The organism is Ruminococcus intestinalis (assembly GCF_014288065.1).
Taxonomy (GTDB): domain Bacteria; phylum Bacillota; class Clostridia; order Oscillospirales; family Acutalibacteraceae; genus Ruminococcoides; species Ruminococcoides intestinale_A.
This window is the reverse complement of sequence record NZ_JACOPS010000002.1, coordinates 368,709-382,155: the sequence shown is the minus strand read 5'-3', so window position 1 is coordinate 382,155 and position 13,447 is coordinate 368,709. Positions and strand designations below refer to the sequence as shown.

Below are 13,447 nucleotides of genomic sequence, written 5' to 3'. Positions count from 1 at the left end.
CAGACCATAAGTATTTGATATTCTTCATATTTTTATACAATTTCAAGAATATAAGAAAAAAATCACCGAGACTCACTTTTTCGTGAATCTCGGCTTTTTTGATATGCTGTTTTTTACAGCTTTTTGTTTAAGACTTTTAACTTTTAGTAAATATCAAGATCACTTCTGCTTGAGGTTTGTATTCTGATATAGGTTGAATTTGCTTCAGTTAAAGAAGTTTTTGTTGTTATGGTTGAATATTGCAGCGGGGTAGGTATAGTAGAAGAATTATTTGTATTATTCAAAACTACTCCGCTTGAAATAGTGTACTCAACTCGTTTATCAGTATCCTTATCCCATACATTGCTTCCTACTGTTGTTACTGTATATTGAAGAATATATTTTTTTTCATCAGTATTAAGTTGTTTAAGGTCGAATTTAATTGATTTTACATTGTCAATACTGACTATTGGTGTAAGCTTATGTCCTGTAGGATCGCCCGATGAAGTATCAAACTTAGCAAGAATTAATCTGTATTTTGTATTTGGATCTGCATATAAAAAGTAATCACTTTTATTACCGATACCATTATCTACATCCATAAAACCACTTGGTCTTGCACTTTCGTCATATGTTTCGAGAGGAGGTTTTGAATCATATGATTGAACATAGTTTGAGGTATTACCGTAAATTGAAAGTTGTTTAGAAATCATATCGCTTGTGCGTTCGCAAAGGGAAAGATCCTGACCTCTTTTTGCAATATTGGCCATAGCAAATAATCCGCTTATGCTTACAGTAGAGGCAATAGAAAGAATGCATACAACAGCTATAAGTTCAATAAGCGTTGAACCGATTTTATTTTTTACGGAGCGCTTGGAGAGATGTTTTTTTAATTTATTCAATATTTTAATCATTTGCATCCTCCTTATTGAACATATTTGGATTTAGTGATAATACCGGTACATGAAGTTGTACCATTTGTACCGTAATCAATATAAACAGTGATTTTGTACGATACCATACTTATACCATCAGAATTAGTGTAAGAACCTTCTTTTTGAATTGTATAAGCAACTTCATTTTTGTTAAAATCTCTATGGTCGATATTTGCAGAAGTATATTGTTTTGCTGAAAAAGTATTGTCAAGAGATTTTACATCTGTATCAATATTGTTTTGAATATCGCTTGTAAAAGTATATGTTTGATTAGGTGGAGTTTCAAAAAGTTTATTAGCACCCTTTTGTTCATCAGTTAATGAATCCCAACCGTCATATGGATCATTTGATGGTGTTTTTTCAACATATGTCATAATTACATCGCAATACATTTGTGCTTTTGCAGAAGCTTTGTCCATAAGACTGTTTTTAGTAATGGACTGATTACTGATATTAAGACCAGTGGCAGTAGCCGAAACGGCTATTGCCATGATCATAATTGCACATACCAACTCGAGAAGAGAAAAGCCTTTTTTACTTTTTAAATATTTTTTAAATTTAAGGTTCTTCTTCTTCATTAGAAATACTTCCCTTCAAAGTCAACAGGATCCATTTTAGTTGTAACAGTTACCTTTTTATAAGCTTTAGTACCATCGCCTAATTTTTCTGCTTTGTAATATGGTTTTGAATCAGTCCAATTTTCCCAAAAAGCTTTGCTTAAAATATCAAAATCACTTGTAATACCCGGGAAGAAATAGTAACCCGGACTTAAAGTTATAGAATTAGCATTATCATCATTAAATTTGAGAGTAGTTTTACGAGTAATCTGAAGCATGGAACCGTCAATAGGATTACCGTCTACAACACATGTCGATTCATTATGTGCACTATAAGTATTAATTTTAAGTCCTTTTCCGTCTTTTCTTTCAAGTAAATCCGCTCCGATTGAAACAACATCTGCTTTTAAGGTTGCATTGTTTCCATATGTTACAATAGCATCTTTACCCGAAGAACCATTACCAAAATCACAGTAAATAGCTCTGCCCTTATATGTATCGTCTTTAAGTGTTCCGCCACATGTTGCTTTAAAATTTATAACTGAACTGCTTTGGTCGAGGTTACTGCTGTCTACTGAAGTATTAATAGCGTTATCTTCCACCCATTTAATACTCGATGAGTTAGAATCAACTCGTGAAGTAGAATGATCTTCAAAGTATTTTTTTGCATCATTTGAAAATAAGTTAAGTCCTGTCTCCGGAATATCTGTGTAATCATCGGCTTTTATGGTATATGATGTACCATCTGACATTTCTACAATAAAATCATTTACTACTTTAAGAGTAAACGAAGTTTCACCCCAATAAGGTTTTACACTAAATGATGCTGAACTGTTTATTTGTTTGATTATATTTGAACCTTCTGCTGTGAATTTTTGAGTATTACTGTCAGTAGCAAAATCGCTAGTAGGAAGAATAGTTTGATTGAAAGAATAAGGAAAGTATGGATTACCGTTGCTGTTCTTAATTTTATTGTTATAATAAACAGTTTCTTTTTCATCGGGACCAATTGATAATGTAATATTACTACTATGAATTGACATATCGATATTTCCATTAAATTCCATTGGTTTTATATTGTACCAAAGATAATTAAATTCTTTGCCTGAATACATATCATAATATCCACTAGCTGTTGGCATTTCGGATGGTGAACAATAAATGTAGTAGTCTTTCCATCCTTCAGTAAATTCTGTTCGAGGTGTATTGGAGTAGCTGTTTGAATTTGGATCTGTGTTGAAAGCTCCATTGTCATTCAAAATATAAACTCTTTCTTTGCCCTTTTCCCAGTTACCTTCGTAAGCTGAATGTATGTCCTTTAGTTTGCCGTTTGTATCAACCATAGAACTATACATATCAATACTGTTAACCCTTTTGTATTCTTCACTGTTTGTAGCAATTTTTACAGCACTTTTTTTGGTATTTTCTGAAAATAAATCAACGGCTGTATTGTTGTCACCTAAGTTAATATAATAATATCCTTTTTTATACTCTACTGTTTTAGTTATTTGCTTGCTATTATTATAAGTCATAAGCTTACAATCTTTAGTAAAGTATATTACAACACCTTTATCGGTATTATAAGAACTGCCGGAGTATTTAAGTGTAATGCCGGATTCGCCAGTGGCCGGACGACATACCATATTTCCGCCAATTACAAGATATTTACATTCTAAGGCTGTACCGTAAGCGTCTGAGTTTGTGTAAAAACTTATATCAACTGCTTCGGAATTATAGTCACTTTTTACTTTTGATCCGGTGTAATTGCCTAAAAAGTAAATGCCGTTATCATATGCTGTAAATTTAAGTCTACTATCACCGTTACTTGTACTTTTTACTGCTTTATCAAATACAAGAGGAAAGCAAGTTGTGAGTGGTGTACTGCCAGCTTCGTTTTTAGGAATATAAATTATTGATTTATTGTCATTGTCAGTATCATAGTCCTGTAAGGTACGAAATGTGGTATCTCCTTCGTTTAAAGTTTTTCTTACAGAACGAAGAAGTGAAAATGAAGTTTGATCACCAAGCATTAAAAATTTATTGCCGGTCGGTGAAGTAATTGTTTTTTGCTTCATAGTGAGATTAGCTGTTTCTTCTTTTTCAACTAAATTATATTTTACATCAAATTTGGTTGAAAGATCACCTGTATTTCCATCACCTGAATAGTCATATTTATTTTCTTTGCCAACGGCAGTCATAGTGTAACTACCGTCTGTATTTTTAGTAATTTTAATATAAGCATTACCTATTATAGTATAACTTGCATGAGATGGATTGTTAATCCATTTTAATGCAAGTTCAGAGCTGTTGAATTTTTCTACATGAACCTCCGGATCTCCTTCAATATAGTAAAAAACATAGTAAAGTGATCCTGAATCAGGTAATGAAAGTTTACCGTCGTTTAACAGTTCTTTTGCTATATCAAGTGCACTTTTTGCTGATACATATGCCTGACGGGAGTTCATTGTAGTACCGGTTTCTTTTTGCTGGAGCATTGCAATAGATAAGAAAGTAGTTGTCGATAAAAACAAAACTGCAGCCAAAGCTATTGCAAGAACCATGGAAATACCTTTTTTGCTGTTTATCCTTCTTTTCTTTGTATGAAGTTTCTTCATAAAGATCTCCTTTCATCTGCTATAAATTATCACTGTTAGGCTGTGATAACTGAATACATACCGAACATTGCCTGTACGATAGAAATTACAACGAAACCTACGATACCTGCGATAATGATTGTCATTGCAGGTGTCATTGCGTCTGTCATACGCTGTGTAGCGTCGGTTGCCTGTTCGTCGTACATATCTGCCATTTTGTTAAGGGAATCGCTGAGCATACCGCTTTCCTCACCGACTCTTATCATTGATACAAAGAGCGGATCGAAAGCTTTTGGATATCTTGAAAGGGAAATATTGATCGGTGTACCGATTCTTACATCTTCAATTACCTGGTTAAGACAGTCGGACATAAATTTGTTGCCTACTACATCTCTTGAAAGTTCAAGTGAATAAAGAATATTTACACCGGAAGAAGTAAGTGTTGCCATCATATTTGCAAATCTTGTAAGCTGGTTAAGTCTTAAAACTTCGCCGATAATCGGGATTTTAAGCTGGAATGTTGACCACCACATACAGAATGAATAGTTCTTTTTGTAAAGAATTCTGAGTGTAACTACAAGTGCAACGATAATAAGAACAACGAGCCAGCCGTAATGAAGAAGTACATCTGAAATACCCATTGTAATCTGCGTCATTATCGGAAGTTCGGAGTCAAAACTTTCAAACAATTCTTTAAATGACGGAAGTACAACTACACTCATTACTATGATAAGTCCGATTGTAAGAATGAGGAGGAAGATAGGGTAAATCATTGCACCCTTGATCTTACTTTTAAGAGTGATTTCCTTTTTGAGAAGACTAACGCACTTATCAAAAGCTTCATCAAGTCGACCGTTTGCCTCACCTGTTTGAATAATGTTTACATAAACAGTCGGAAAAGTTTTAAATGAGCTTAGCGACTGCGAAAGAGTAATACCGTTGTAGAGGTTTGCGGTTATTTCCTGTAAAATTCTCAACATATTCTTATCTTTTTCAGTGTCACACATTACGGCCATTGCAACCGAAAGCGAAATACCAGAACGAATCATCAATGCCATCTGGTGCATAAATGTAAGAAGTCGCTTGTTACTGATTTTTAATGTATGCACATCTTTTGAACCGCCAAGATCACGCTGCCAGATCGGAATATCTTCCTGCGAACCTTTTTTTACTTCATCAATGGAAATAGCGATAAGACCACGCTGTTCAAGCTTTCGCTTAACCTCTTCTTTGGTGTTTGCTGTCATACGGTTACGATATTTACGGTTTTTTTCGTTTACCGCTACATAAGAAAATTCCATTATTTTTACCTCCTGTTAAGATAAGCGTTTGTGCTGTTTTGCGGGAGATTAGAATACTGTGGCATTGGAGCTGTCAACTGCTGCGGTGTTTGCTGTGGTATTCCCGGTACGCCCGGCTGCGGAGAATTGTTGCCGCCTGTAAGTGCTGCGTTATCAGCCACATCGTAACTGTACTTGTCGGCAGTTTCTTTTGAAATAAGTCCTCTTTTGAGGAGGTTTTCGATACTTAACTTTCTTGTAATCATACCTGTCTGCTGGTTCAAAGAAATCATCTGTTCAATCTGCGGAATCTTATCTTCACGGATAAGGTTAGCGATAGCAGTATTAACAAACATAATTTCAAATGCGCCGATACGGCCCGGACGGTCTGATCTTGGAAGCAAACGCTGTGAAATTACTGCCTTAAGTGTGGTTGAAAGCTGGTTGAGTGCCTGTTTCTGCCTTTCAACAGGGAACATATCTATAAGACGGTCGATTGTTTTTGCGGCACTCTCTGTATGAAGTGTTGAAAAAACAAGGTGGCCTGTTTCTGCTGCACGAAGAGCGATTGACATTGACTCAAGGTCACGAATCTCACCCATGAGGATAATATCAGGGTCTTCACGAAGTGCCGATTTAAGTGCTGACGAGTAAGTTTCACTGTCTTGGCCGACTTCTCTCTGGTTAATAATACATTTTGCAGGGGAGTGCATATACTCAACAGGGTCTTCAATTGTGATAATGTGCAGTTCTTCTCGATGGTTAATTTCATTGATAAGAGCTGCAAGTGTTGTTGACTTACCGCTACCGGTAGGACCTGTTACAAGTACAAGACCTTCCTGCAGGTTAAGAATTTTTGCAATAGACTGCGGCAAATTTAAATCGCCGAGTTTTGGAGGATTCAATTTGATTACACGCATTACAAGCGTCGCACCGTGGCGCTGCTTGAATGCATTAACTCTGAATCGTGCGAGGTTTCCAAACTGATAAGCCGAGTCGATATCGCCTGTGTTGCAGAACTTAAGGTAATCGGCAGGCTCAAGAACCTCGTCAATATACTTCATAACTGTGTCCTCGTCAAGAATCTCTGTGCCTTTGTAGCTCATAATTTTACCGTTTTTACGGTAAGAAGGCAAGTTATTGCTTGCAAGGTGAATATCAGACGCACCGTTTTCAACGGCAAATCTGACCATCTCATCAAATTCCATAAAACTTACTCCTTAATCTTCCTGATAGATTTCTGATACAGTGTCAATGAATGTATCAAATGATATAATACCGTCATACAACAGCTTTTTAAGGTTATCACGAAGTGAAATCATACCCTCTTCTCTTGCTATTGTGTCAATTTCATCTGTGGTTTTACCGAGATGAATGGCATTTTTAATAGATCTTGAAACAGGCATAACCTCGTGAACGGCAATTCTTCCCTTATAACCTATGTTGTTACAAGCAGGGCACTGACCCGGTTTGTAAAGTGTGAGCTGTTTGGTGATAGGGAGTCCGAGAAGTCTAAGCTCGTCATCTGTTGCATCATATGCTTGCTTACACTCCGGGCAAAGTCTTCTTACAAGCTTTTGGGCAATAACGCCGAGCATAGAAGAAGATACCATATAAGGTTCAACACCCATATCAATAAGTCGGACAACCGAGCTGGCTGCGTTATATGTATGGATTGTTGAAAGTACAAGGTGACCTGTGATAGCGGCTCTTGCTGCGATATCTGCGGTTTCCTGGTCACGAATCTCACCGATCATAATAATATCAGGGTCCTGACGGAGGATAGAACGAAGAACGCTTGCAAATGTAAGTCCTGCTTTTTCATTAATATTAACCTGTGTAGCACCCGGCAAAACCATTTCGACAGGGTTTTCAACTGTTACAATGTTTTTGTCTTCGGTGTTAAGAGATGAAAGAGCAGCGTAAAGTGTGGTTGACTTACCTGAACCTGTTGCACCCGAAAGAAGAATGATACCACGGCTTGATGTCAAAAGCTGGTCGAATTTCTCAAGGTTTTCGGGGAGAAAACCGATGTTCTTTTTATCAAGCTTCATACCGAGTGCGGTTGTAATTCTGATTACGATTTTTTCGCCATAAACACAAGGAAGAGAAGATACACGCATATCAATTTTTTGATTATTGATATTATAGTGAATTCTACCGTCCTGCGGAATTCTTTTTTCCGCAATGTTCATACCGCTGATAAATTTAATACGGCTCGTTACAGAGGGAGCAAGCTCCTTGCTTGAGTCCATATATTTAATAAGTTTACCGTCAATACGGAAACGAATTACCAATTTCTTTTCCTGAGGCTCAAGGTGAATATCGGATACACGCTGTCTTACAGCCTCGGCTATCATATTGTTTACAAATTTAATGATAGGCTGATCTTCAACATCTTCCTGATCTTCGGTAGATACCGTGTCCTCGGATTTTTTCATCTGGCTCTGTACAAATTCCTGAGCCTCGTCTATTACCGCTTCTTTGTCTGACACACTGAAAATTTCGTCAAGTTTGATTTTAAGTTGTGTAGGAGTACATATAGCGGTTTTTATTTTTCTTTTTGTATAGTTGTTGAGAGTATAAATTGCTTTATAATCAAGCGGATTTGTCATGGCAATTAAGAGATAATTGCCTTCAATGGTAAGCGGCATAACGCCGAGGTCTTCCATCATCTGCTCCGGAATGAGCTGGGCTATATCGTCTGATATGTAGTAGGAAGTAAGGTCAACAAGCGGCAAATGCATTTTCTTTGCCATAAGGTCATAAATCTGCTCCTCTGTGACAACGCCTTCTTTTATCAACGCATGTTCAAGAGTAAGAGTATTGTCTTCCATATAAAGCATTTCAATACGCTTTAATGTTTTTAAACTTACTATACCGCTTTTAACGAGATCGTCACTCAAGTTAAAAACAGAGTTCTTCATATATGATCATCCTTTCACGGGAATTGACAAGATTAATAGCTAAGGCTGAAAAGACCGAAGTAAAGGTCTAAACCGTAGTTAATTACATTGACTAAGAACAAACTGCAAAGTGAACCGATGCAGAGAAATGGGCCAAAGGGGAAATAGCTTGAAACTTCGTTTTTTGAAAATATTTTTTTGATAAGCAAAAATATTATATAAAGGAAAGCTATAAATACGGCGATTAAAAGTCCTGAAAATACCATAGGAAAACCAAGGCAAGCACCAAGTGCAAGCATAAGTTTTACATCGCCGAAGCCCATTCCGTTCTTTTTGAGAATTACAATAGAAAATAAATTTATAAGCATAAGCGAACCGCCGCCGCATACAGCACCAAGCGGAATACTCCACCATTCTTTAATAAAGATTTGCTGCGTGAAAAGGTCGGTTATTGCAAGCGCAACACAAAGCACTGCAAGTGCAATTGTGAATTGGTCGGGAATAATTGTATATTTAAAGTCACTCATAGCTATGAGGAGCATTGTAATCGAAATTAATAAAAAGAAAATCGTGTAATAAGAATAGCCGAAAAACGCAAAGATGCCTAAGTTAAATATAGCAAACAAAGCGGAAGTGTAAATTCCGCTTTGTTTGAAAATATACCTTGTGCCAAAAAGACTTTCGTCCGGCTCTTCATCATAGTCGCACAGCCATTTTGCAGGCACGACATTCATAAGCCTGTATGCGAGCATACAGAGTACAACTGACAGCATTAAAATTACTGCGAGAGTTATATAGGTTGAAATTTGTGAAAAGTCGATTGGAAGTAAATTAGCCATAGTAAAGTCCTTATAATTATGTAGTTGGTTCTGTTGAATCGGTAGAATCTGTATTATTTACAGCTTGCTTTGTTGTGTCAAAGTAGTAAAGTGTTACATTAAATGAAGTAGCATATTCTTTGCTGTCTTCAATTTCTGACATTGAAAGCGAATCAATAAAGTAGCAGCCTTTTGATTCCTGCTCAAGATAATGGATAAGCTGTAAAGTTTTATCCTTTGTGCCGTTATAGCTGAATGTAAGGTTTGTGTAGTAAAGCGGAATGCCGCCCATAGATGTTCTGCCCTGTGCGTCCTGCACGCCTTCACCACGGGTAAGTGATGACATATCAATACCGAGGTCGGCAAAAATATCCTGCAAATCCTTAACGGATGACTTTGCGTCAATATAGAGGTTTTGCTGATTTTCATCATACTGCTTTTTCATTTCGCCAATTTTGGTTTCGACACTTGTCTGATTTGCAAGTACATCGTCGCAGTCGGCGATGTTTGCTGTGATAGCAGCATGGTCATCATTATACTTAGAAAGGTTAGTGAATGTCGGCATTACAAGTGCAAGCAAAATAATTACAAATACTATGAGAAGTGCAACAAACACAATAATCGGTACCGGTATTTTAGTCTTTTTCATTTTTGTTTCCTCCCTTAGTTTTCGCTGTTGTTTTCAGTATCACTTGCAGTTTTACTTGATTGTGACTGAGTTATGTCTGTTGTAAGCTGAGCTGTAAGACTGTACTGACTGGTTTCTGTATTTGTAGAAACCGAGAAGTTTTCGCTCATAGAGAAGAAACCGTTGTCTTTAATGTTGTTCTGTAAATCAATAAAGGTAGGGAAGTCTTTAATAAGTCCGTTTACCGGAATGCTGTAGGTTTCGTTGCCGTCGTTTGCGTGAGTTATACTGTAGTTTGTAAAAGTATCCATTTTATCTACAACCTGGTCATCAAGCTCATTAATTACATCTTCACAATAAAGCTGTGTTCTCGGTAAAAGCTCGGCATCCTGTGTCTGATTTGCCAAAGACTGGGTAATGTCATCTCTTTGTTGAATAAGAGTTTTTGCATAGTCGTACTTTGTATCGTTATAAATCATATTATCTACAACGCTTCTGCCAAAATAGAAACCAAAGAAAGCAAGTCCCGCAACACAGAGTAGGCCAAGACCGACACAGCCTGCTTTTGCAGCTTTTGCACTGTCATCAAGTGTTTTAGCCTGTTGAGCCTTTAGTCCGTAAATAAGGTTGTTCTCAAATACTGTACCGCAGTTCATAAGTTCGTTCATAAGGAAGTATGAACCGTTTTTGTAGAAGTCATCTCTTGCCTTAAGCGACGGTTCCGGAATTACCGAGCCTGTATTGAATGTATCAGATACAAGCATAACCTCGCCTGCAAGTCCAAAACCTACAAAATAGTTGCGGATGTGAGGAATGTAAGCCAAGAAGTCACTTAAGAACAACTGGTCAATGCTGATGTTGAGCGACATTGTAACAAGGCGAACATTGCGGACGATATCATCTATAAGGTTTTCTGCAATATCGTCAATCTTTCTTTTTGAAGACGCATTTCTGCATTCATTTTTAAATCCGTATCCGGCGGTACGCAGGTAATCAATAGCGGCAGCCGTGCTCAAATCTCTGTCTTCTTCAATTACCTGTAAAATTTCATCTACAGGGGATGTAAATTCGTGACAGTAGAGAGGCACACCGTTTTTGGCGATAAAAACTCTGACTGCCGAATAGTCCATACTGATGAGAGCTACGGTTTTGTTAAAGCTGTAGATTGTCTTTTGAGCAGCATAAATCATTGCCGTCTCTGACGGGATAATCTTGATAAGATTCAGAGAGAAAGACTTAAATCCTGCAACAAGGTCATCCGCAAGTGCTTTCGGCATTGCAAAAGCCTTAGATGTGATTTCTTCGCTGACTTCTTTTGTTTTGTATGCGGAGTAATCTTTGTAGATTACCGAGAAGTCGGAAACCGCCTCGCCGACAAAATCTCTGATTCTGTCAATTGCAAGTCCCTCAATGATTTTTTTGGCACCTCTGATATGCTGATACTCCTGACAGGTAAGGTCGTAGCTTTCTACCATAAGAATAACATCACGAACCTCACTGTGGTTCATTGTGCTTAGTCCGTCTTTTACAAGGCGGGCGAGCAAAGCAGGGTCTTCCCATACGGAGCTTTTGTCTTTTAATACAGCCTTGTCAACAGGAATAATAAGAGGGGAGGAGAAAGAGTAGGCTTTCTTTTCGTTAGGGTCAGCCTGTTTTTTACTGTTACCTTTATTTGCAGTGCCGTTAGCAGCTGCCTCGCCTACAGTTTCGCAGGCTGTTATGCAAAGGTATCTTTTGGCAATCTGCACCAGTACATAATTCATATTTAATACACCACCTGAAAATTTATGCTTGTTTAAGCTTATCAAAACCGTTAAAAAATTTTAAACCGATTTGATTATAAAATTACTTTAAAGAATAAATTAAAATAATTTTATAATCAAACAGGGTGAATCAGGGCATATCCCCTAAAAGTTATTAACAATACACAAAAATTGAGTTTAATACACCGAAAAACCTATATACATTTCAAAAGGCTCGCACTCGGCGAGCCTTTTGCTTGTATGTTGTCGGTCATCAGCAAAACCGAGATATTACAATGTATTAAAATTAGTCACCAGCCTGCTGTGTTACTTTTAAGTTCTTAAGGTCAGTTGTAACAACCGAAATTTTACCATCTTGAGCTGTTGTAGTAAGTGCGATAACAGAGTGACTGCTGATATCGTTAGAGTCTTTACCGATTGTTGACTTTTTATCAGCTGCAGCAAAATAAACTTTCTCATCAGTAGCATCGTATACGCAGTTGTAATCAGTACCATCAATTGTGTACTTCTGAGCAGCAGCAGAAGTAATCTTCTTAGCCCCAAGTACATCAGCAACAGTAAGGTCATTCTTAGAAGCCTTATGACCGTTAGTTGAATTTACGAAGATTGAATCATCGCCGGCAGCTGTAGCAGCCTTAGCTTCTTTGATAGCTGTTTCAATTGTCTGAGCGTTTGACTGAGCTGAGCTGATCTGTGATGACTTGATTGTTGATGCTACTACAGGAATAGCGATAGCTGCGAGTACTGCAAGGATTGCAATAACTACTACGAGTTCTACGAGTGTAAAACCCTTTTTGCTGTTCTTCTTAACTTCTTCGATTTTTGCAGTTTTTACTGCCTGAATTTCGTTCATTGTTTTTACCTCTCTTTTTAATAATAATTTGTGAGCCGTTTTGTGGAAACTGCAACGACGGTTGCTGATATGATTTTGCGTTACCGTTCCCTTTAAACAAGTTTATTATATAACATTTTTGCAAGTCTTGCAATATATTTTTACCAAAAAAAGTTAAAAAACGCATTTTTATAACATTGCACAAACTTTACTGCGTTAAATTGTTAAATGTGCCGTTAATTTTTTCTGTTTGAAAGATTTAGAGTTGTAATATTTCCATCTATTGCACACCCCTTTGTTTGGTCGTAAAGAGCAATAGCCTCATCGGGTAATTTTGTACCGTCAATGGTTGTGTCGTTTGCATCAAATTTGCTGTCATTATTTGAATCGGCTGCAAAATACACCTTGCTTTTACAGATAACAGGATAATACGGTGTGCCAAAAAGATGTTCGGGCTTAATAATCCGCTCAAGTTTATTAGCGGCTACAACTTCGGAAATTTGTATAGTATTTGTGCTTGCATGGATATATATTGTGTTATCTGCACCTGCAACAGCCGCATCGGCCTCTTTAAAGGCATATTCTATGGTGTTTGCGTTGGTTTTTGCCCTGCTTACTATAGATGACTTAGTAGTAGATGCAACTATTGGTATAGCTATAGCTGCGAGAATAGCTATTATGGCAATTACCACTACAAGTTCTACCAATGTAAAGCCTTTTTTGCTTTTGATTTTTTTTGCAGGAACTAACGATTTAAATCGCACGCTTATGCGTGAATTTGGTGTTCTTTTTTCTTTCATTTTTTCTCCCTCATTCAAAATATAATATTTTGCAAAATATTATTACAGCAAATATTGTACACCGAAAGTAAAAATAATGCAAGTGCATTTTTATAGTTTTTATGCCGTTTTTTTTATTAATTTGTTGAAAATTATAATGCCTTTGATTTGTTAAAAAAAGGTACCGATTGTAAAACTTTTTTAATAATTTTGTTGATATATTGCTTAAAAGACAGTTTAATTTAATTATATATTAAACACGGATTTTCGTAAAAATTCTCTATACTATTTATATAGGGATTTTTTTAACGGTTAAATAACGGTTAAATTTTCGTTTTATCATTTACAAAACCGAACATATGTGGTATGATGTTAA

The 13,447-nt window shown here is 36.8% G+C and carries 11 protein-coding genes; all 11 read right to left on the bottom strand.

The features are described from left to right. Positions 1–143 precede the first annotated feature (143 nt). The 11 genes from H8R91_RS05975 to H8R91_RS12280 all read right to left on the bottom strand — a co-directional run bounded on the left by H8R91_RS05975 (position 144) and on the right by H8R91_RS12280 (position 13,092). A complete protein-coding gene (locus tag H8R91_RS05975; RefSeq protein ID WP_186935260.1) occupies positions 144–893 on the bottom strand; it encodes a type II secretion system protein in 750 nt (249 codons plus the stop codon). 11 nt (positions 894–904) lie between these two features. Continuing rightward, entirely contained in the window at positions 905–1,492 is a 588-nt protein-coding gene (locus H8R91_RS05970; RefSeq protein WP_186935259.1) for a type IV pilus modification PilV family protein, read from the bottom strand. Further along, the gene (locus H8R91_RS05965; protein ID WP_186935258.1) at positions 1,492–4,086 is read right to left on the bottom strand and encodes a hypothetical protein; all 2,595 of its coding nucleotides are present in this window, start codon (positions 4,084–4,086) and stop codon (positions 1,492–1,494) included. Before H8R91_RS05965 ends, H8R91_RS05970 begins: the two co-directional genes overlap by 1 nt. A 35-nt stretch (positions 4,087–4,121) precedes the next feature. After that, positions 4,122–5,366 (bottom strand): type II secretion system F family protein, encoded by a 1,245-nt coding sequence (locus H8R91_RS05960; protein WP_186935257.1) that lies wholly within the window; start codon positions 5,364–5,366, stop codon positions 4,122–4,124. Between the two features lie 5 nt (positions 5,367–5,371). Then, on the bottom strand, positions 5,372–6,553 hold the full coding sequence (locus H8R91_RS05955; RefSeq protein WP_117705472.1) for a type IV pilus twitching motility protein PilT: 1,182 nt from the start codon (positions 6,551–6,553) through the stop codon (positions 5,372–5,374). 12 nt (positions 6,554–6,565) lie between these two features. After that, on the bottom strand, positions 6,566–8,272 hold the full coding sequence (locus tag H8R91_RS05950) for a GspE/PulE family protein (RefSeq protein ID WP_186935256.1): 1,707 nt from the start codon (positions 8,270–8,272) through the stop codon (positions 6,566–6,568). Between the two features lie 32 nt (positions 8,273–8,304). Beyond that, entirely contained in the window at positions 8,305–9,090 is a 786-nt protein-coding gene (locus tag H8R91_RS05945; RefSeq protein WP_117705470.1) for a prepilin peptidase, read from the bottom strand. A 16-nt stretch (positions 9,091–9,106) separates the two neighbouring features. Next, positions 9,107–9,718, bottom strand: coding sequence for a hypothetical protein (locus H8R91_RS05940; RefSeq protein ID WP_186935255.1), 612 nt, complete (start codon positions 9,716–9,718; stop codon positions 9,107–9,109). 14 nt (positions 9,719–9,732) lie between these two features. Continuing rightward, positions 9,733–11,460, bottom strand: a complete 1,728-nt coding sequence (locus tag H8R91_RS05935; protein ID WP_117705468.1) for a hypothetical protein — start codon at positions 11,458–11,460, stop codon at positions 9,733–9,735. A 286-nt stretch (positions 11,461–11,746) separates the two neighbouring features. Beyond that, complete coding sequence (locus tag H8R91_RS05930; protein WP_117705467.1) at positions 11,747–12,313, bottom strand: prepilin-type N-terminal cleavage/methylation domain-containing protein; 567 nt, start codon at positions 12,311–12,313, stop codon at positions 11,747–11,749. A gap of 215 nt (positions 12,314–12,528) precedes the next feature. Then, on the bottom strand, positions 12,529–13,092 hold the full coding sequence (locus H8R91_RS12280) for a prepilin-type N-terminal cleavage/methylation domain-containing protein (protein WP_207722736.1): 564 nt from the start codon (positions 13,090–13,092) through the stop codon (positions 12,529–12,531). Between the last annotated feature and the right edge of the window lie 355 nt (positions 13,093–13,447).